This is a genomic window from Pedobacter frigidisoli (genome assembly GCF_032678525.1).
Taxonomy (GTDB): domain Bacteria; phylum Bacteroidota; class Bacteroidia; order Sphingobacteriales; family Sphingobacteriaceae; genus Pedobacter; species Pedobacter frigidisoli_A.
The window spans coordinates 402,165-421,653 of the sequence record NZ_JAVTSE010000004.1; the positions used below are offsets into that span (position 1 = coordinate 402,165).

The 19,489-nt window shown below is 41.2% G+C and carries 19 protein-coding genes; 11 read left to right on the top strand and 8 right to left on the bottom strand.

The window, feature by feature from the left end:
- Positions 1-30: 30 nt before the first annotated feature.
- The 4 genes from bcp to R2Q80_RS13640 all read right to left on the bottom strand — a co-directional run bounded on the left by bcp (position 31) and on the right by R2Q80_RS13640 (position 3,598).
- Positions 31-495, bottom strand: coding sequence for a thioredoxin-dependent thiol peroxidase (gene bcp / locus R2Q80_RS13625; protein WP_316800110.1), 465 nt, complete (start codon positions 493-495; stop codon positions 31-33).
- A 151-nt stretch (positions 496-646) separates the two neighbouring features.
- Positions 647-2,380 (bottom strand): M23 family metallopeptidase, encoded by a 1,734-nt coding sequence (locus R2Q80_RS13630; RefSeq protein WP_316800111.1) that lies wholly within the window; start codon positions 2,378-2,380, stop codon positions 647-649.
- Positions 2,381-2,383: 3 nt separating this feature from the next.
- On the bottom strand, positions 2,384-2,995 hold the full coding sequence (locus R2Q80_RS13635; RefSeq protein WP_316800112.1) for a fumarylacetoacetate hydrolase family protein: 612 nt from the start codon (positions 2,993-2,995) through the stop codon (positions 2,384-2,386).
- A 72-nt stretch (positions 2,996-3,067) separates the two neighbouring features.
- A complete protein-coding gene (locus R2Q80_RS13640) occupies positions 3,068-3,598 on the bottom strand; it encodes a T9SS type A sorting domain-containing protein (protein WP_316800113.1) in 531 nt (176 codons plus the stop codon).
- A 177-nt stretch (positions 3,599-3,775) separates the two neighbouring features.
- On the opposite strand from R2Q80_RS13640, the gene R2Q80_RS13645 reads away from it, so the two are divergent.
- Positions 3,776-5,734, top strand: a complete 1,959-nt coding sequence (locus R2Q80_RS13645) for a KUP/HAK/KT family potassium transporter (RefSeq protein WP_047798533.1) — start codon at positions 3,776-3,778, stop codon at positions 5,732-5,734.
- Positions 5,735-5,736: 2 nt separating this feature from the next.
- The gene (locus R2Q80_RS13650) at positions 5,737-5,886 is read left to right on the top strand and encodes a hypothetical protein (protein WP_316800114.1); all 150 of its coding nucleotides are present in this window, start codon (positions 5,737-5,739) and stop codon (positions 5,884-5,886) included.
- Positions 5,887-6,294: 408 nt separating this feature from the next.
- Here R2Q80_RS13650 and R2Q80_RS13655 read toward each other — a convergent pair whose 3' ends face one another.
- Positions 6,295-7,515: an MFS transporter gene (locus tag R2Q80_RS13655; RefSeq protein WP_410478741.1), complete on the bottom strand. Its 1,221-nt coding sequence runs from the start codon at positions 7,513-7,515 to the stop codon at positions 6,295-6,297.
- A 270-nt stretch (positions 7,516-7,785) separates the two neighbouring features.
- On the opposite strand from R2Q80_RS13655, the gene R2Q80_RS13660 reads away from it, so the two are divergent.
- Positions 7,786-9,732 (top strand): amino acid permease, encoded by a 1,947-nt coding sequence (locus R2Q80_RS13660; protein WP_316800115.1) that lies wholly within the window; start codon positions 7,786-7,788, stop codon positions 9,730-9,732.
- A 240-nt stretch (positions 9,733-9,972) separates the two neighbouring features.
- Here the strand turns inward: R2Q80_RS13660 and R2Q80_RS13665 are convergent, their stop codons facing one another.
- The 3 genes from R2Q80_RS13665 to yihA are packed head-to-tail and all read right to left on the bottom strand — an operon-like array spanning position 9,973 to position 13,178.
- Positions 9,973-11,676 (bottom strand): M3 family oligoendopeptidase, encoded by a 1,704-nt coding sequence (locus tag R2Q80_RS13665; protein ID WP_316800116.1) that lies wholly within the window; start codon positions 11,674-11,676, stop codon positions 9,973-9,975.
- 6 nt (positions 11,677-11,682) lie between these two features.
- The gene (locus R2Q80_RS13670; RefSeq protein WP_316800117.1) at positions 11,683-12,540 is read right to left on the bottom strand and encodes a UbiA-like polyprenyltransferase; all 858 of its coding nucleotides are present in this window, start codon (positions 12,538-12,540) and stop codon (positions 11,683-11,685) included.
- Between the two features lie 14 nt (positions 12,541-12,554).
- Positions 12,555-13,178, bottom strand: coding sequence for a ribosome biogenesis GTP-binding protein YihA/YsxC (gene yihA / locus R2Q80_RS13675; protein WP_316800118.1), 624 nt, complete (start codon positions 13,176-13,178; stop codon positions 12,555-12,557).
- Positions 13,179-13,312: 134 nt separating this feature from the next.
- On the opposite strand from yihA, the gene ubiE reads away from it, so the two are divergent.
- The 8 genes from ubiE to R2Q80_RS13715 all read left to right on the top strand — a co-directional run bounded on the left by ubiE (position 13,313) and on the right by R2Q80_RS13715 (position 19,478).
- A complete protein-coding gene (gene ubiE, locus R2Q80_RS13680; RefSeq protein ID WP_316800119.1) occupies positions 13,313-14,044 on the top strand; it encodes a bifunctional demethylmenaquinone methyltransferase/2-methoxy-6-polyprenyl-1,4-benzoquinol methylase UbiE in 732 nt (243 codons plus the stop codon).
- Complete coding sequence (locus tag R2Q80_RS13685; protein WP_316800120.1) at positions 14,041-14,838, top strand: outer membrane beta-barrel protein; 798 nt, start codon at positions 14,041-14,043, stop codon at positions 14,836-14,838. Before ubiE ends, R2Q80_RS13685 begins: the two co-directional genes overlap by 4 nt.
- Positions 14,839-14,931: 93 nt before the next feature.
- Positions 14,932-15,690, top strand: coding sequence for an SDR family oxidoreductase (locus R2Q80_RS13690; RefSeq protein WP_316800121.1), 759 nt, complete (start codon positions 14,932-14,934; stop codon positions 15,688-15,690).
- A gap of 46 nt (positions 15,691-15,736) precedes the next feature.
- Positions 15,737-16,183 (top strand): GatB/YqeY domain-containing protein, encoded by a 447-nt coding sequence (locus tag R2Q80_RS13695; RefSeq protein WP_316800122.1) that lies wholly within the window; start codon positions 15,737-15,739, stop codon positions 16,181-16,183.
- A 178-nt stretch (positions 16,184-16,361) separates the two neighbouring features.
- Positions 16,362-17,126: an alpha/beta hydrolase gene (locus R2Q80_RS13700; RefSeq protein WP_316800123.1), complete on the top strand. Its 765-nt coding sequence runs from the start codon at positions 16,362-16,364 to the stop codon at positions 17,124-17,126.
- Positions 17,126-17,788, top strand: coding sequence for a CBS domain-containing protein (locus tag R2Q80_RS13705; RefSeq protein ID WP_316800124.1), 663 nt, complete (start codon positions 17,126-17,128; stop codon positions 17,786-17,788). The genes R2Q80_RS13700 and R2Q80_RS13705 overlap by 1 nt, the downstream gene beginning before the upstream one ends.
- A gap of 8 nt (positions 17,789-17,796) precedes the next feature.
- Positions 17,797-18,678, top strand: coding sequence for an NAD kinase (locus R2Q80_RS13710; RefSeq protein ID WP_316800125.1), 882 nt, complete (start codon positions 17,797-17,799; stop codon positions 18,676-18,678).
- Positions 18,679-18,680: 2 nt separating this feature from the next.
- Complete coding sequence (locus R2Q80_RS13715) at positions 18,681-19,478, top strand: DUF6089 family protein (protein WP_316800126.1); 798 nt, start codon at positions 18,681-18,683, stop codon at positions 19,476-19,478.
- The last annotated feature ends 11 nt before the right edge of the window (positions 19,479-19,489 follow it).

The window sequence follows — 19,489 nt, forward strand, 5'->3', positions numbered from 1 at the left end:
AAAGTTAATATTTTACTTGCTATATCATAATTAGTTATTGATTAATTCCAGTACTTGCTGAGAGGCGTTTTTGGTATCTACTTTCTTGATAATGTGAACAATTTTGCCTGCTTCATCAATGATAAAGGTAGTCCGTACAGTGCCCATATATTTCTTGCCATACATGTTTTTTTCTGCCCAAACGCCGTAGTCAGTTACAATTTTCTGGTCGGTATCGGCCAGTAAGGTAAAAGGTAAATTATGCTTGGTTACAAACTTCTGGTGCGACTTTTCATCATCAACACTTACCCCTAATACCACAATGCCTTTTGCCTGTAAACCCTGATAATTATCCCTGAAATCACAGGCTTCTGCTGTACATCCAGGTGTATCGTCTTTTGGATAGAAATATAAAATAACGGTTTTCCCTTTGAAATCGCTTAACGATACCGTGTTGCCGTTTTGATCTTTTGATGTGATATCAGGTGCCTGATCACCTTCCTTTAACTCTGCCATATTTATAATGATTGAATTTTGAATGAGTAAATGATAGAATTTGCAAGGTAAACAGTTTAGCCGATAGTAGTGTTCAGTAAATGTTAAAAGATGATACTGAGACCACAGTTTCAAATTCCCCTGGAGTGCGTATTTGTTTACCTTTACCTGTCTATTTTGAAAAATGTACGCTATACCGTCTCACATTGTCTTTTAAATCGCTTACCGCTAACTCCAGTGTGTGTTTGCCAGCACCGGTTCTTTCATCAAAGCTGTGCCAAAGGGTGGCCGTTTTGGCATCAAACTCCATTAAAGCCCACTGGCCATCGATGTAAGCGTTAAAGCTTTTTATTCCGGAAAGGTTGTCACTAATTTTAAACAGGATTTTTGATAAACCGGCCATGCTTTTCCCTTCGGCGATGTTCACCGGAGTAATTCTCGGTGCAATGGTATCCGTTGAAATATAAAAATTGCCGAAATTCTTCGGCGTGGCTTTAATATACCCATCTTCAAAATATCCACCTTGTGAAGATCCGTTAGTGTTTACAATTAGTGCCTTGCTACGCAAATTTTCGGGCAACTGATCGGCCTTGATCCATAAATTAAAGCCTACATGCAATGGCGTAAACCGGTTGTGAATCAGGTGTATCTCAGACCATGCATTGCCTGCAGGTTTTGGTAACTTTTTATAACTGAAGTTCAAATCACTATATAAAGTTCCCTTTGGAAATACCACTTTTACACCCTCTCCGGTAAATTCGTTCTCTTTGCCGAAAGAATAGATAGTTCCCCCTGGAACGATAGGGGTGACCGCTGGGGCTGACCCTGCGGTCACCGTAAAAGAGAGCGTAGATGCATTACCTTTTGAGTCGGTGATGATATACCGGAGCTGGTGAGTTGCGCCATCATTAAAACTGATCCGTCCATTGTTGATCAGCCCACTATAAATTTTAAGTGGATTGCCCGGGTCGACAAAACTTTTCTGAATGCTCCTTTTTGTATTCAGATAAGTGGGATAATCAATGTGCGAATTGATCGCTTTGCTGTCTTCAAACGCAAAGCGTTCGAGTGCTGAGGTGTAAATCATTTTGCCATCAAGTTCCAGCTGGATGGAGTAAACGCCATTTGTGCCCGACATCCCGTTATGGCGATCAGTCGTAACTACTCCAAATCCCACCTCACCGGTTAAACTAACCGGAGCGCTCGCTTTATAAAGTCCTGCAGCACCCGTAATAGCGATGGCTTGTTTTGGTGTTGCTTCGTTAAATGTTTTTCCATTCAACCGGTAAACATATAATCCGTGGATTACAGGAGGGATATTGTCCGGAATGAGGATGCCAAAAAATTGGGGATTAATGGTCTCTTCCGTCTTGGTGTCCCTGATTTCGAAATGGAGGTGTGGTCCTCCCGAACTTCCCCGGTTTCCCGACCAGGCAATGATCTCACCCTTACGTACCGGTATAAGTGTAGCATCAGGAAATTCATCTATTTCAAAAGACTTTTTTTCGTACTCCAGATTTTTAACAATGGTGGCAATCTTTGGTGAGAACCGTTGTAAATGCCCGTAAACGGTTGTAAATCCATTTGGATGATTGATATACAATGCCTGGCCAAACCCGCTGTTCTGAACCCTCAACCTGGAGATATAGCCATCTGCCACAGCATAAACCGGATAGCCTTCTCTTTGATTGGTCCTGAAATCTATCCCTGAATGGAAGTGGTTACCACGTATTTCGCCAAATGAACCGGCCAGGGCAGGAGGCGTAATGTCTAAAGGTTGTCTGAAATCCGTAATCGGGTATTTATTACTGCTGAAAATCTGCTGTGCATCAGACGGATTGAATGTAAATAGAAGTAAAACGTAGATAAAAAACTTGGTAATATTCAGGATTTGGGATTTAATCATGCTTTATTTTACATCAAAATTTAAAAGTTGTTTACCTTCCAGCCAGGCTTCGAGTTTATCGCCCTGGTTTGTTCTGCCAACGCCCTCCGGTGTTCCGGTGAAAATAAGATCACCTTTTTTAAGCGTAATGTATTGCGAAACAAAGCTGATTAGTTTCTCGAACGAGAACAATAAATCTTTAGTATGTCCCTGTTGACGGGTTTCACCATTTACTTTCAGCTCGAAATTTAGGTTATAAAGGTCTTCGAAATCGCTTTTTGGTAAAAAGATGCTTACCGGTGCGGAATGGTCAAAGCCTTTGGCTAGTTCCCATGGCAAACCTTTTTCCTTGTGTTTGCTCTGAATATCGCGTGCGGTAAAATCGATGCCCAAACCCACCTCATCGAAATAGTTTCCGGCAAATTTCTCTGCAATGTGTTTACCTTCTTTGCAGATTTTCAGCACCACTTCCAGCTCGAAGTGGATGTCGTTTGAAAAGTCAGGTAAGTAGAAAGGCTTGTTGTCTTTTAACAATGCCGTATCCGGCTTCATAAAAATTACGGGAGTGGTGGGAACCGGATTGTTCAGTTCTTTGGCATGTTCGGCATAATTGCGGCCTACGGCAATGATTTTCATTTTTGTAATATTAGGGTATAGCAATACAAATGGGACAAGCCCATGGTTTCAAAAATAGAAAAGAAAATGATGTTATAAAACAGAGATCCTTTTTACCTGGCTTTCCGAACCGGCAATGACCCTTAAAAAGTAAATGCCTGCGTTTACTCTGCTGGGAATAGTGAAACTTTTGGTCTGGTCGCCGGAATTTAATCTTTCGTTTAGAAGTGTAACCACTTCATTCCCTAAAAGGTCAATCACTTTGATGGTCGTCTGGGTATTGTCTTTTCCGATTGAAAGGATCACATTCAACTGATCTTCTACCGGGTTAGGGTAAATTTTAACGATTGTTAAAAGTTTATCTTTTGCAGCAATGGAAGTGTTTTTTGTGGTGTTGGAGTAAGTGTTAAACATAGCGGCTCCACCAATCGACATGTATAACGGCTTATAAGGTTGGATATTGGCCTTTATTTCAGGAACCCTGCTTACTTTCTTTGTTCTCCCTTTCAGGGTAATATGAATACTATCAGCTTCTTGCGACCAGGAATTTACGCTACATAGCAAAACAATGCACAATGTGCACATCAATTTCGCGAGCAACGTTATCTTAGTGTAAAGTTTCATCAATAGTAGAACAAAGTTATTAATTTAATACAAAGAAATTAAACATTTTATTCAATAATCATAATTTAACACAATTTAACAATAAAAATTGTTTTTCAAAGTGTGAAAAATACACAATAATTTGGTTGTTAATTTGTTATAGTTTTTTACTTTTGCCCCACTTAAAAATATAATGACATGTCAAATCATAAAAATGTCAATGCGTTAACCGCCGGTGGGGTGCTGATTAGTCTGGGAATTGTGTTCGGTGATATCGGTACTTCTCCGCTCTATACCCTCAATGCAATCTTTACAACAATTCTGGGCGGCAGGCAAGATATCAATCCTGAAAATGTACTCGGAGTGCTCTCCTGCATCATCTGGACGCTGACATTACAAACGACAGTCAAATATGTAATCATTACCTTAAGGGCCGATAATAAGGGTGAAGGTGGTATTTTTTCTCTTTTTTCTCTGGTACGTAAAAAGGCCAAATGGCTCGTTGTTCCTGCAGTAGTAGGAGGTTGCGCTTTACTTGCCGATGGGATTATCACGCCCAGTATTACCGTAACGTCTGCAATTGAGGGGCTAACTAGAAAATTCGACATTCAGGTGATTCCGATTGTTCTGGTCATTCTCACCATACTTTTTATCATTCAGCAGTTCGGAACCAATCTGGTTGGAAAACTTTTTGGTCCGGTGATGTTCGTTTGGTTTGCCGTATTAGGAATTCTGGGCGTTTCGTACATCGTAAAAGACCTAAGTATTTTCAGTGCATTTAATCCTTACTGGGCAATACACCTGCTGGTAACCAACAAACTGGCCTTCCTTATTCTGGGTGGGGTGTTTCTTTGTACAACAGGTGCTGAAGCACTTTACTCTGATCTGGGCCATTGCGGGCGTAATAACATCCGCATCAGCTGGATTTTTGTAAAGCTGATGCTGATCCTGAATTACCTGGGGCAGGGGGTATGGGTTTTACATAACAGCTCAACTTATGTTCCCGGCGCTAAAATGAATCCGTTTTTCCAGATTGTTCCCGATCATTTTCAGATTCCGATGGTGATCCTGGCTACAATGGCTGCTGTAATCGCCAGTCAGGCATTAATCAGCGGATCATTCACCCTAATTTCCGAAGCTGTACGTTTAAACCTTTGGCCAAAGATCAAGATCGTTTATCCATCGGTTTCAAAAGGCCAGTTATATGTGCCATCGATTAACTGGATGCTTTGGATTGGATGCTGCGGAATTGTATTGTTGTTCAGAAAATCGGAAAGCATGGATGCCGCCTATGGTTTGTCCATTACCATCGCGATGTTAATGACCACCATTCTCGTAAGCTTTTACTTAAGAAGCAGGCGTTTTCCGAAATACCTGATTGCTATTTTCTTCTTCACCTATGTCATTATTGAAGGTACATTTTTAATCAGTAATTTAACTAAATTCCTCCACGGGGGATGGGTAACTGTAATGATTGGTTCCTTCCTGTTTACAGTAATGTGGAGCTGGTTTGTGGCACGGAAAATTAAAAACCGTTTTGTAAAATACGTAGAAATAGAAGATTACTATCAGATTTTGAGTGAATTAAGTGGTGATGAAAGTGTGCCTAAATATTCATCTCAGCTGGTTTATTTAACAAGTGCCAACTTTAAAACTGAAATTGAGTCGAAAATTATTTATTCCATCATCCAGAAGGAGCCCAAACGTGCCGACGTGTACTGGCTGGTTCACGTTGACGTAATGGACGAACCTTATACACTGGATTATAAAGTTGAATTCCTCATACCGGGTAAGCTGATCAGGATCGATTTCAGATTAGGCTTCAGGATTGAACAACGGGTAAATCTATTATACCGCAAGGTGGTAGAAGAGCTTGTGAAAAATGGAGAGATTGATATTACCAGCCAATACACCTCACTGAATAAACATAAAATTGCAGGTGATTTCCGTTTCGTGATCCTGGAGAAACACCTTTCCAAATTTACCAAGTTAAGTTTTTACGAGCGTACGATTATGGATTATTATTTCATATTGAAAAAACTCAGTTTATCTGAAGAACGAAGTTTCGGATTGGATAGCAGTTATGTAGATGTGGAAAAGGTTCCGCTGATTTTTGTTACGCCAGACGATATTGAACTCCACCGATTGCCGGTTTAATCATGAGAACGGCAATCTTAATTCTGGGTATATGCCTGTTTATAGCAGGCCCTGCTGCCAAGGTTTATCACCTCCCTTATGGCAACGTCTACATGATCGCATCGGGCATCGGTCTGGTGCTGATTACTGCGTTAGGCTTCATTAGGAAATAAATAATATTTCATCATCAGCCCTTCAGTTTTCTGAAGGGCTTTTTTATGCCCATCGGTGTGGCTTTCAGCATTCAATAGTCATTTTAGATTGATGGGGTGTTGACAGTAGTTTGGCAGGAGGTTGACAGGGAATTGTCCCTACTAACCCCCTGTTAACCCCCTGCTAATTCCGCACTAAGCCCCTGTTAATCTGCCTTTCTGGCAGTTTTCGTTTTTTTAATTCTTTTATGTCATTTTGTTAGATATCTCCCGCGGATGCACGCAGAAACAACCAGTGAAAATCAGCGGAAGAATGATATTTGATTCTACGAGAGATTATTTCCCGCAGATTACGCAGATGCACGCAGAAACAATCAGCGAAATCAGCTGGAGAATACTATTTGATTCTACGAGATTAATTCCCGCAGATTACTCTTCCTGTTTGTCCCGCGTCCGCATGATCAGCAGCATTACCAGCCCCGAAAGCAAAATCATAACCAGGTAGCTGAAACTTAAGTTTCGCTCATCTTTTGCAGGGAAAAGATTCACCACGCCATAACTCAGGAAAGACACGATAACATATGTAATTCCACCCGTTAAACCACCTGCAATTCCTGCATTTTTCGGAAACTTACTCAGGCAGAAAGTAAAATAGTTGTTAAAAGTATAGCCCGCACAGATGTGGATAATGAACGCAAAAAAGATCAGCGAGAATAAATTACTGATGAAATTAAGACTCAGAATCATCAGTATCACGAATAAAAGCTGGAAAAGCGAATTTAATGCAAGTCGCTTAAAAAAGGGACGGTTAATGGTCGCTTTCCCGATAAAACCGCCAACCATCCAAGCGAAGCCTAAAATTAACGAACTGTAACCTGCGATAACGGGCGAAAGATTAAGGTGATGCTCGATAATGAATGGGCCGGTCATGTTATATACCATGACCATGCAGTAAGCTAAGCCCAACATTAAAATTCCTAAAGTGAAGCTCGTGGTTTTAACCATTTCCACATAGATGCCCATAATTTTTTTAAACTGGAATTCGGTAAAATGCCTCAGCGTTTCACCACTGTAAATTACCTCGAGCAAAGCAAAAACAAAGGCAAAACCAGCAAGGAAATAAAAGTTGGATTCCCAGCCAAAAGCCGACTGAAGGTAACCACCCACAAAAGGCGCAACAATGGGCCCGGTTGACCAGATGATGGAAAAAAGACTCAGATAATGCTTCAGTTTATCTCCTGAAAACAAATCAACAAAATAGGCCCGCTTGGCCACCACAATTCCGCCAACTGATAAACCATGAATAATTCGCATTAGATAAATGAGGTAAATGTTATGGCTTGTTGCAATCACCAGACTTGCTGCTGCAAAAATCAGCAGGGCATACAAACAAATTTTATACCGGCCAAAACTATCCAGCAAACTGCCCACAAATAACTGGGCTACCCCGTAACTAATCAGGAAAATACTCAAAGTAAGCTGAACCTGTACGCTGCTCACATTCATGTCGCCCGCCATATTGGGCAGAGACGGGATATAAATATCCGTCGCAAAGCCTGAAAGTGGCAATAATGCGAAAGCAAGTAAAGTGGCTATTCCCTGATTTTTTTCTTTAATATAGGATGCCTGTAAGCGAGATGGTGTCATCATAATTTTAAGAATGTATGCCTTTTTTAAGGAGCTGGCAAAAGTAGTATTTTATGACTTCCCGCTGCGATAACATGGAAAATAAACACATACAGATTACATAAACCATGTGATTTGACACTTGACACATAAAACTGCCAAAAAAACTGATTATTTGCCTGGTTTTCGCCGTTCAGGCTTGCTAAAACAGCGGTGGAAAGAAATTAATATCCTGCTTTAAACGTTTTTAACCGATATTTTCCTAAGTTTGAAGAATACAACAAGCAAATTGAAATGTTCGAAAAGCTATTTAGAAAGAAATCTATTTCCAAGATATTAAAAGATGCAGCAAGCGGTTATGGCGATCATGAGAATACACTTCACAAGACCTTAGGTGTACGGGATTTAACAGCGTTTGGTATAGCGGCAATCATTGGTGCTGGTATTTTCAGTACCATTGGAAAAGCAAGTGCAGATGGCGGTCCGGCAGTAATTTTCTTGTTTATTTTTACTGCAGTTGCCTGTAGCTTTGCGGCTTTTGCTTACGCAGAATTTGCTTCAATGGTTCCGGTTTCAGGAAGTGCCTACACTTATTCTTATGTGGCCTTTGGTGAACTGGTGGCCTGGATCATTGGCTGGTCGCTCATTATGGAATATTCAATAGGAAACATCACCGTTGCCATCTCATGGTCAGACTATTTTACCGGGCTGCTTTCTACGATAAAAATACCATTTCTGGGCATCAATGGAATTCATGTGCCGGATTGGGCAACAATGGATTACTTGAGCGCCTATAACGGGCATAAACATGCTGAAGCGCTGCTGGCTGCAGGCAAAAACCTGAATGGCCTGGATACTGCAACAGCATTAGCCAACAATGCCTGGCTTACGGCTCCGCAGGTTGGCGGGTTCCATGTAGTAGCCGATCTTCCCGCACTGGGTATCATCATCCTGATTACCTGGTTAATATACAGGGGCATGAAGGAAAGCCGGAACGCCAGCAATGCCATGGTTGTTGTAAAACTCGCGGTTATTTTATTGGTTCTGGCCGTTGGTATCTTTTATGTTGACACCAAAAACTGGGATCCGTTTGCTCCGAACGGTGTATCTGGAATTTTGAAAGGTGTATCGGCAGTATTTTTTGCGTACATCGGTTTTGATGCCATTTCAACAACTGCGGAAGAATGTAAAAATCCGCAAAGAGATTTACCGCGTGGAATGATGTGGGCCATTATCATCTGTACGATATTATATGTTGCCATTGCATTGGTTTTAACAGGAATAGTCAAATCAGGCACACTAGCGGTGGGCGATCCTCTGGCATTTGTATTTGACCAGATTGACCTCAAGCTCATGAGTGGAATTATTGCAGTCAGCGCCGTTTTTGCAATGGCCAGTGTATTACTGGTATTCCAGATGGGCCAGCCCCGTATATGGATGAGTATGAGCCGCGATGGGTTGTTGCCGAAATCATTCTCCAAAATCCATCCGAAATATAAAACACCGTCGTTCGCCACTATCGTAGTTGGATTTGTAGTGGCCGTACCATCGTTATTTATGAATCTGACGATTGTAACCGACTTATGTTCTATTGGAACTTTATTTGCCTTTGTACTGGTATGTGCAGGGGTGCTGGTATTGCAAAACCGTCCGGATGTGCAAAGGGGCAAGTTTAAAATCCCCTATATAAATAGTAAGTTCATTGTTCCGGTTGCATTTATTGCTGCGCTGGCTTTTGCCTTTACACAATATCAAACTGAAACAAAGGCATTTTTCCTTAATTCACCAAAAACTGTGACCACTATAAACTTTGTGACTTCGTTAAATGGTGATGAACTGAAGATCGTTAAAGAAGAGATTGTTAAAGATGCGGCTCCACTGATCATGGTAGCTGAAAAAGTAGATGCCGAATCATATCTCAGCGCATTGCCCGGCGATCACTATGAGCAGTTTATATCATCATCGAAAATCTCAACCGAAAAAAAATATGAAAGCGGCTGGAGCCTGTTCAAACATAAAATACCGATGTGGATTTTTCTGATCATCTGTGTAATTATTTCCTTTTACTGCATCACTAAAAACCTTTCGTTAATCCCTGTTTTAGGATTGATCAGCTGTTTATACATGATGTGCGAACTCGGGATCTCAAACTGGATTGGATTCGGTATATGGCTTGTAATTGGCTTGGTTGTTTATTTCGCTTATGGTTATAAGCATAGCAAACTAGCTTTGGAAGGTTGATCCTTTAACGAAGAAAAAAAGCCCATCAGTTGATCGTAACTGATGGGCTTTTTTATGCTATAGGTCTCCCGCTGATTTCATTGATTAGTTTCTGCGTGTATCTGTGTAATCTGCGGGAAACACATTAGGGAAATTATCTAAATATTATTCTCCCGCTGATTTCGCTGATTTCATTGATTAGTTTCTGCGTGCATCTGTGTAATCTGCGGGAAACACATTAACGGAAATTCTTGTACATGGCTAACCCAATTTTTCCAGCTCCTCTTTCACAAACTGAGCCAGTTCTTTCACATACTCTGCGCTGAAGTCGAATTTGATACCAGCAGTTTCATAAATCTCGTTCATGGGTTTGGTATAACCTAATGATAGCGCAGCCAGATACTGATCTAAAGCCTGCTCCGGATTTTCTTTGTAATTTTTCCATACGGCAATCGCCCCCAATTGTGCAATCGCATACTCAATATAGTAAAACGGTACCTCGAATAAATGCAGCTGCTTTTGCCATACATTTCCAAATTGCTGCTCCAGGTCATCCCAGTTAGCAAAACCGGCACCGAAGCGGTTATAAATCTGTTTAAATGTTTCCTCCCTGTCTGCCGCAGTATGTACCGGGTTGGTGTATATCCAATGCTGAAACTGATCAATCACCGCTACCCATGGTAAGGTTTTTAATACATCAGCCAATTGTTCTTTTTTAGCACGGATGAGATCTTCTTCATTGTTGAAATAAACATCCCATTTGTCCATTGAAATCAGCTCCATACTCATGGAAGCGAGTTCAGCCACTTCAGATGGACAGTGTTTGAAGTCGTTCAGCTCTAAATTTGCGGTTAAAAAGGTATGGATGGCGTGGCCGCCTTCGTGAACCATAGTGGTTAAATCGCGAAGGGAGTTTGCTGAGTTCATGAAAATGAAGGGAGCGCCTGTTTCTGCCAGGGGATAATTATACCCTCCAGGTGCTTTGCCTTTTCTGCTTTCCACATCAAACAGGCCGTTGGCTTTCATGGTTGCCAGTTTCTCCCCAAGCTTTTCGTCTATCGCATTAAAGCAGGCAATGCTTTTGTCGATCAGTTCTTCACCATTGTTGAAAGGTTTTAAAGCGGATTTGCCGCTAACGCTAACTTCCAGGTCCCATGGTTTTAAGGTTTCAAGCCCTAATGCTTCACGGCGTTTTTCTGCCTGTTCCTTCAAAATAGGAACAATTTCCTTTTCAATGGCATTAGCAAAGTCGTAGCAATCCTGAGGCGTATAGTCAAAACGGCCTAATGCCTGAAACATATAATCGCGGTAGTTTTCGAAGCCTGCATTTAAGGCTACCTGATTACGCAATCTGATGAGTTCATCGAACAAAACATTCAGATCATCCTTATCAATCAGGCGGCGCTGCTGGATGGTTTTCCAGGCATTTTCGCGCACCTCACGGTTCAGGTCTTTAATGAAGATTGATGCCTGCTCCAGTGTATATTCCTGCCCTTTAATTTCAACACTCATGGCACCGGTAATGCCCTGATATTTCTGTTGCTTAACCTGCAATTGCGTAAACAATTCGATGTTTTCCTCACGGTATATCTCGAGCGCTTTCTTAATTGCCCTGCTGTATACAAAGAATTTCTCCTTGTCCAGATCATCCATAAATGGACTTTCTACGAATTTCTTATTCAGCTCGTTAGAGAGTGGAGAAATTTTTGGTTCAATTTCTTCTGCAAAGTACTGGAAGTTTTTAACCAGTTCCTCATTGGCTGTATCACAGCTCATTTTAATATAACGCCAGGCGAAATCTTCTTCCAGCGCAGCTTCTAATTCCGAACGGTCTTTTAACCATTGTTCCAATTCATCAACACTGTTAATTTCGCGACCTTGCAGCTCATTAAAAAGGGGTGCCAGGCTTTCCCAGGTAATGGATAATTCCTGTGGGATATATGTTCTGATTTTTTTTTCTATCATGATATGTTACTTAGTTCTCAAATAAGCATCAATTAAAAAGCAAATGGCAAATACCGTTGATGCATATCCGTTTAGGGTTTGAAAAGCCCTGTTTACTTTACTGATGTCGTTTGGTTTTACGAGCAGGTGCTGGTAAACCAGCATGGCGCAGAAGAATACAATTCCGATGTAATACACCCAGCTGAAAGTGGTGAAAAACACGGGAAGGATTACACAGGCGGCTGAAAACACGTGCAGCAGTACTGACACATTTAAAGCATTTTTAATGCCAAGTGCCGAAGGAATGGAATGTAAATTTTCTTCACGGTCGAAATCTTCGTCCTGTAAAGCATAGATAATGTCAAACCCACTTACCCAAAATAACACCGTTAATGAATACAACACCGGAACGAGAGCAAAGTGACCGGTTACGGCGATATATGCACCAATTGGAGCGAGTGACAAGCCTAAGCCGAGTACCAAATGGCACAATGCGGTAAACCTTTTGGTGTAGCTATAGAACAACACCACAAACAGGGCTACGGGCGACAGATAAAAGCAAAGGGGATTAATAAAGTAGGTAGTTGCTGCAAATAACAGGCAGTTGATGATCACGAATGTCAAAGCCTCGCCGGCAGAAACCTTACCGGCCGGAATATCACGCATTTTAGTGCGGGGGTTTTTTGCATCAATATTGCGGTCTAGATACCGGTTGAAAGCCATTGCCGAATTACGAGCGAAAACCATGCAGAGCAGTACCAGAATCAGCTTATACCAGGAGAAAGGATTCTCTGTGGTGGTAACCCCCAGGAAAAAGCCAATCATGGCAAAAGGTAGTGCAAAAACGGAGTGAGCGAATAATACAAGTGAAAAGTATTTTTTCATTGAAACTGATAAAATTAAAACCTTTTATAATCTTTTGGGACAACAAAATCTTCATTTACTTCGGAGATGAAATTTAAAACTTCATCTTTTCCGTTTCCTTTTTCGGCCGAAGTAATAAAGGTTGCCGGGATTTCTTCAAAAAACTCGCCAAGCTTTTTCCTGAATGCAGCCACATTTTTTTGGGTAGTGGTCATGCCTTGTTTGTCTGCCTTTGTAAATATTAAAGAAAATGGAATTTGTTTTTCACCCAGCCAATAGCAAAATTCGATATCAATTTGTTGTGGCTCCAGGCGGCTGTCGATTAATACAAACACACACTGCAAACTTTCTCTCTTGGTAATATAGGCACGGATAAATTTTTCCCATTTTTCCCGGCTGGTTTTGGAAACCTTTGCATATCCATAACCTGGCAAATCGACAATATACCATGATTCGTTAATCAGGAAATGGTTAATTAACTGGGTTTTACCCGGACGTTGGGAGGTTTTTGCCAATCCGTGCTGGTTAACCAGCATATTGATCAAGGAGGATTTACCCACGTTGGAGCGGCCAATAAAAGCATACTCGGGCATTGTTGGTGTCGGTAAAGCCGAAATCTGGGTGTTGCTGCAAACAAATGTTGCCGTTTTGATAACCATAGTGCAAATGTAGCAATTTTGTAAGGATGGTTAAGACTTTGATGCGTTTAAGCCGCTAACTGTTGCGCATTTGACAATTAACCGATTAAAACAATTTAAACAGTTCAACAATAAACTTATCTTTGCCATACATCATGAATCAGAATATCACTCCATATCAAATGCAGGATGCAGCCAAAAAAGAGCAGGTTGCTACCATGTTTAATAATATTTCAGGTACCTACGATTTTTTAAATCATTTTCTGTCTCTGGGAATCGACGTATTGTGGCGCAAGAAAGCCATCAAAGAATTGGTTTCTATTCATCCGCGTATATTATTGGATGTAGCCACAGGTACAGGTGATTTTGCCTTTGAGGCGATTAAGAAACTTCAACCTGAGAAAGTGATCGGCGTTGATATTTCGGAAGGCATGCTGGAAGTGGCCAAAAAGAAAATCAACGAACGCAGTTTAAACGAAACCTTCTCTGTTCAGGTGGGCGATTCTGAAGGGCTGCACTTCGAAGACAATACTTTTGATGCCATTACCTGTGCATATGGGGTACGTAACTTTGAAAACCTTGAAAAAGGTCTTGCAGACATGTTCAGGGTATTGAAACCTGAAGGTAAGATGGTGGTTCTGGAATTTTCGAAACCTAAAGTATTTCCGGTTAAACAGTTATATAACTTCTACTTTTTAAATGTGCTGCCGATTTTTGGAAAACTGTTTTCCAAGGATGCGAGGGCATATACTTATCTCCCTGAATCGGTTGCCGCCTTTCCTGATGGTGCCGATTTTACCAGCCTGATGGAAAAAGTTGGTTTCAAAAGTACCAAACAGCGAATTTTAACGTTCGGAATAAGTTCAATCTACGTTGGAACTAAATGATAAAAAAATTAAGCCTCATTCTCACTTTAATCGTTGTCGCCAACACCTCATTCGCCCAGAACTGGGGTGGGGGTATAGATGATGAAGACTGGAGTTTCGGGTTTAATTTCCAATACATCTCTGCGGAATATAAAATACTGAAGAATGCGAACTGGAGGGCTCCATTTTATGAGGTGCCCAATTCGCTGGGTGTTTCTTACGATCAGAATTCCGGTTTACCCGTTACCAACACATTAAATGCCATTTCAAGTCCTCCTTCTCAAGGCTTTGGATTAGGCTTTGTCATGAACCGGAGGCTGGCAGAAAACTTCGATGTTCGTGCAACGCCATCATTGATTTTTAGCGACAGGGTGGTGCAGTATGAATATGAACCTAAGGATCCGGTTAGTGTGGGAAACGGGCAGACCAAATATTTCCAGACTATTGTTGATAAGAAAGTTCAGGCTACCATGTTCGAGTTTCCGTTAGGCATCAAGGTGAAGTCTAACAGGTTAAATAATTTCCGGGCGTATTGGTTGGGCGGAGCTAAATACTCCATAGATATTGCCTCAAAAAAGAAAACCTTTGACGAGGGAGAGACGCCGGCCAATAAGTTGCTGAAGAATAACAGAAACTATTTGTCGTACGAAACGGGAATAGGTTTCGACTTTTATTTTGAGTATTTCAAAATGTCGCCTGAAATTAAACTATCCTATTCTGCCAGTGATTTGTTGCAACACGATCCAACAGTTTATGCCAATCCCATTGATAAGTTGAAATTACGTCAATTAACGTTCAGTTTGATTTTTCAATAGCGGCAGAATTCAAAAAAACTTACCTTTGCCATCAGCGGGTAATCCAAAAGGCAGTTTGCTTAACAGGGTTATCCGGACTTAACATTCATAAATATGTCTAAAATTGCATTAATCACAGGTGCAACCTCAGGTATAGGCGAGGCTTGCGCACATATATTTGCCCAACAAGGTTATCAACTTATTCTGGTTGCCCGTCGCGAAGAGCGGCTGGCTAAAATTGCACATCATCTTGCAGATAAGTATGCCGTTGAGATAAAGGAGGTTTTGGCTGATGTGCGCGATAACGAAAAGCTAACTGAGGCATTTGAAAGCTTACCGGATGCATGGAAAAAGGTAGATGTGCTGATCAACAATGCAGGTTTAAGTCAGGGTTTAGAACCCCTGAATGCCGGTAGCATCAGTGATTGGGATACCATGATCGATACGAATGTAAAAGGCTTGCTGTATGTAACGAAGATTGTATCAAACTGGATGATTCCACATCAGTCAGGACACATCATTAATATTGGCTCAATTGCCGGAAAAGAAGTATACCCCAACGGAAACGTGTATTGTGCAACTAAACATGCCGTAGATGCCTTGAGTAAGGGTATGCGGATCGACCTGCTGCCACATGGAATTAAGGTTACAGAAATTAACCCTGGTATGGTAGAAACAGAATTTTCGGTGGTGCGTTTCAAGGGTGATGAAGAGCGGGCAAAAAAAGTTTATGAAAACTTTGAGCCACTCATTGCAGACGATATTGCAGACGCCATCTGGTATGTGGTAAGTCGCCCGAAACATGTAAACATCAACGATATGCTGATTATGCCAACGGCGCAGGCAACGGCAACCATAGTGAACAGGGGTTAATTGCTTTACCCCACTTATATTACTTCATCATTTAAACAATCTCCACATGATATCAAACACCATAGATCAGGAAATTAAAAAAGCCATGCTGGCTAAAGATAATGCACAGTTAAGAGGTTTAAGGGCAATAAAAGCCGCCCTATTGCTGGCAAAAACAGAAAAAGGCTCTGCAGAAGAAATCACCGAAGAAACGGAACTCAAGATTCTTCAGAAACTGATTAAGCAACGCCGTGAATCAGCAGACATATACAGATCACAAAACCGAGAAGATTTATATCAGGTTGAAGAAGAGGAGATTAATGTAATTAATCAGTTTCTGCCAAAGCAGCTCGACAGGGCTGAAGTAGCTGCAATTATTGAAGACGTGATCAAACAATCTGGTGCTACATCGGTTAAGGATATGGGTAAGGTAATGGGAATGGCTAACAAGGCACTTGCCGGTAAAGCAGATGGTAAATTAATTGCGGAGATTGTAAAGGAAAAGCTTACTTAAGCAGAGATAAGGCTTAGCGGTTTAAAGGATGAGGATAGAAAATGCCTCGAAAACCTTCTTTAAATCTCGCAAATGGCATTTTTGTACCGTTTTCGTTTTTATTTCAGAAAAATGGCATATAAATGCGAAAAATTAATTTTACTCTACTAACTTAGTGCACAATACCATCTAAAACAATATGACATACCAGGTAATAGAAGAAGAAGGATTTAAATACATTGAAGCTGGAAAAGGCGAGACGCTGGTATTGCTACATGGCCTGATGGGCGAGTTGAGCAACTGGGAGCTTGTAATTGAACAGTTCAAAGACCGCTACAATGTTGTGATCCCGATTTTGCCCATTTATGACCTCCCTATTTTAACCTTAGGTGTTAAAGCCTTATCACGCTATCTTCACCGCTTTCTGAAATTTAAAGGCCTTAATCAGGTTGTACTGGTGGGCAATTCATTGGGAGGACATGTTGGCCTGGTATTTACTGTTGCGCACCAGGAGTTTGTAAAGGCATTGGTACTAACCGGAAGTTCTGGTTTATACGAAAATGCTTTTGGTGGCTCCTTTCCACGTCGCGAAAGCTATGACTACATCAAAGAAAAAGTAGAATTTACTTTTTATGATCCGGCTACTGCGACCAAAGAACTGGTTGACGATGTGTTTAAAACGGTTAACGACCGTTCTCGTGTAATCAGGATTTTAACCATGGCCAAGTCGGCTATCCGCCATAACATGGGTAAGGAATTATCAAAAATTACCATTCCCGTTTCTTTGATCTGGGGAAAAAACGATAAAGTTACACCGCCCGAAGTGGCTGAAGAGTTTCATGAATTATTGCCAAACTCGGAGTTAAACTGGGTAGATAAATGCGGGCATGCACCAATGATGGAACATCCCGAAATATTCAATGCTTACTTAGAGAAATTTTTAGACAGGATTTTACTTAAATAATGTTTGCTGAAGAAATCATATCGTATGCTATACCATCACTAAAGATTGATGACACCGTGCAAAAGGCCCTTGACCGCTTAAATGAATTTAAGCTCAGACATTTGCCTGTTGTTAACGATGCTGCTTTGGTGGGCCTGGTTGCGGAAGATGATTTACTGAATGTTGCTGATCATGATACCCTGCTGAGCGACGCTGCAGTACATACCTATAATGCCTTTGTGCTTAATGATGCACATACTTATGATGTGATCAGGTTGTTGAGCCAGTTAAAGTTATCGGTACTGCCGGTGTTGGATCAGCAGAAAAATTATCTTGGTGCAGTTAGCTATGAGAATGTGATTGACGCTGTAGCCGGACAATATGCGGTGAACGAGCCTGGTGGAATCATTGTGCTGGAAATCAGTAACCGTGATAATTCACTTGCCCACATTTCGCAGATTGTTGAAGCCGATAATGCTCAGATTCTTTCTTCGTATGTTAATTCATTCGAAAATTCTACCCGTTTGGAAGTAACATTAAAAGTGAATAAAACTGAAATCACTTCTCTGGTGGCTTCATTCGAAAGATATGATTACCTGGTTAAAGAAGTTTATAACAACACCCAGGTTGATGATGGTTCTCAGGAACGATATGATTCGTTTATGAACTATTTAAATGTATAAACCAAACTATGAGGATTGCAATTTACGGAAGAGACTTCAACGATACGGTTTTGCCTTACGTTCAGGAGGTTTTTGACCAGCTGGCGGCACATGATATCCAGCCCCTGCTGTATTCAAAATTCAAAACCTCTTTAAACGGTAAAATCCACCTTCCGGCAAATACGGTTATTTTCCACAATCATAAAGAGTTAAAAGACCACGCTGATGTACTTTTAAGTTTAGGGGGCGATGGTACTTTACTTGATACCCTTTCGCTGATCCGCAACTCAGGTATTCCTGTAATCGGGATTAACTTCGGGAGACTGGGCTTTTTGGCCAGTATCAATAAAAATGAAATCAGCTCCGCACTTCATGCACTGATCAGCGGCGAATATACGCTTGACAGCCGTTCTCTGCTGATTCTGGAATCGGATAACGGTCTTTTCGGTGAGGAAAACTTTGCCTTAAATGATATTACCATTCACAGAAGGGATAATTCGGCAATGATGATTATTCACGCTTCCATGAACGGGGAATTCATCAACTCGTATTGGGCTGACGGATTAATTATAGCTACTCCTACCGGCTCCACCGCATATTCACTGAGTTGTGGCGGACCAATTATATATCCTGATTCAGAAAACTTTGTGGTGACACCAATTGCACCACATAACCTGAATGTGCGTCCGGTGGTTTTGCCGGATGATAATACCTTGTCATTCGAAGTGGAAGCAAGGGAATCTAAATTTCTGGTATCCTGCGATAGCCGGACTGTTACCGTAGAGCGCTCTGTTAAAATATCCATAAAAAAAGCCGACTTTTGTATAAATCTGGTTCGCCTTAACAATGAAACCTATTTAAACACGTTAAGGAATAAATTATTATGGGGAATCGATACCCGTAACTACTAAGTATGACGCTAAAAAAACTCCTGTTAATCATCCTCTGTTTTACCTTGGGCGGTGAAATTTCCCGCGCACAGGAAGGTACCTGGGAATTGGGATTAATGGGTGGCGGAGCAGGATACATGGGCGACCTTAATCAGAATAATCCTTTACAAATCAGCGGTTTTTCCGCAGGTGCGTATGCCAAGCGGAATTTTAACCAATACCTTGGAGTACGGTTAAATTACAATTACGGACAAATACAGGCAAGGGATGCCAAATCAGATAATGAGCAGTTCCGCGAAAGAAACCTGGCATTCAAAACATCGTTAAGCGAGCTGAGTGCGCTCATTGACTTCAACTTTTTCAATTTTAATCTTGGTGGCGGAACACGGCAGTTTACGCCGTATCTTTTTACAGGGGCGGGCTTTGTGATTTTCAAGCCAACGGTGAAATTTGATGGAGACAAGTACCGTTTAGACCGGCTCGCTACAGAAGGGCAGGAAAATGGTTACGGGAATGTAGTGCTCACCATTCCATATGGTTTGGGTTTGCGCTATAATTATAAAGATACCTGGAGTGTTTTTACCGAAATAGGCTACAGGACAGCCATGACCGACTACATTGATGATGTTAGCGGACGATATCCGGATAGGCCTGTTATTGTGTATAGCGGGGATAAACAGCTCAATTTATCTGATCCATCTATCAACCAAATAGGTAGCCCGGGAACACAAAGAGGAGATTTTAGAAAAAGGGACACTTATCTATTTGTTAGTGTTGGCATATCTTTTACCTTTGTAACCTCAAAATGCTATTCCTTTTAAGCTGATTTTGA

What these genes read in the sequence shown, in the direction of transcription:
- bcp (WP_316800110.1), bottom strand. Translation starts at nt 495, where the DNA reads ATGGCAGAGTTAAAGGAAGGTGATCAGGCACCTGATATCACATCAAAA.
- R2Q80_RS13630 (WP_316800111.1), bottom strand. Translation starts at nt 2,380, where the DNA reads ATGATTAAATCCCAAATCCTGAATATTACCAAGTTTTTTATCTACGTT.
- R2Q80_RS13635 (WP_316800112.1), bottom strand. Translation starts at nt 2,995, where the DNA reads ATGAAAATCATTGCCGTAGGCCGCAATTATGCCGAACATGCCAAAGAA.
- R2Q80_RS13640 (WP_316800113.1), bottom strand. Translation starts at nt 3,598, where the DNA reads ATGAAACTTTACACTAAGATAACGTTGCTCGCGAAATTGATGTGCACA.
- R2Q80_RS13645 (WP_047798533.1), top strand. Translation starts at nt 3,776, where the DNA reads ATGTCAAATCATAAAAATGTCAATGCGTTAACCGCCGGTGGGGTGCTG.
- R2Q80_RS13650 (WP_316800114.1), top strand. Translation starts at nt 5,737, where the DNA reads ATGAGAACGGCAATCTTAATTCTGGGTATATGCCTGTTTATAGCAGGC.
- R2Q80_RS13655 (WP_410478741.1), bottom strand. Translation starts at nt 7,515, where the DNA reads ATGATGACACCATCTCGCTTACAGGCATCCTATATTAAAGAAAAAAAT.
- R2Q80_RS13660 (WP_316800115.1), top strand. Translation starts at nt 7,786, where the DNA reads ATGTTCGAAAAGCTATTTAGAAAGAAATCTATTTCCAAGATATTAAAA.
- R2Q80_RS13665 (WP_316800116.1), bottom strand. Translation starts at nt 11,676, where the DNA reads ATGATAGAAAAAAAAATCAGAACATATATCCCACAGGAATTATCCATT.
- R2Q80_RS13670 (WP_316800117.1), bottom strand. Translation starts at nt 12,540, where the DNA reads ATGAAAAAATACTTTTCACTTGTATTATTCGCTCACTCCGTTTTTGCA.
- yihA (WP_316800118.1), bottom strand. Translation starts at nt 13,178, where the DNA reads ATGGTTATCAAAACGGCAACATTTGTTTGCAGCAACACCCAGATTTCG.
- ubiE (WP_316800119.1), top strand. Translation starts at nt 13,313, where the DNA reads ATGAATCAGAATATCACTCCATATCAAATGCAGGATGCAGCCAAAAAA.
- R2Q80_RS13685 (WP_316800120.1), top strand. Translation starts at nt 14,041, where the DNA reads ATGATAAAAAAATTAAGCCTCATTCTCACTTTAATCGTTGTCGCCAAC.
- R2Q80_RS13690 (WP_316800121.1), top strand. Translation starts at nt 14,932, where the DNA reads ATGTCTAAAATTGCATTAATCACAGGTGCAACCTCAGGTATAGGCGAG.
- R2Q80_RS13695 (WP_316800122.1), top strand. Translation starts at nt 15,737, where the DNA reads ATGATATCAAACACCATAGATCAGGAAATTAAAAAAGCCATGCTGGCT.
- R2Q80_RS13700 (WP_316800123.1), top strand. Translation starts at nt 16,362, where the DNA reads ATGACATACCAGGTAATAGAAGAAGAAGGATTTAAATACATTGAAGCT.
- R2Q80_RS13705 (WP_316800124.1), top strand. Translation starts at nt 17,126, where the DNA reads ATGTTTGCTGAAGAAATCATATCGTATGCTATACCATCACTAAAGATT.
- R2Q80_RS13710 (WP_316800125.1), top strand. Translation starts at nt 17,797, where the DNA reads ATGAGGATTGCAATTTACGGAAGAGACTTCAACGATACGGTTTTGCCT.
- R2Q80_RS13715 (WP_316800126.1), top strand. Translation starts at nt 18,681, where the DNA reads ATGACGCTAAAAAAACTCCTGTTAATCATCCTCTGTTTTACCTTGGGC.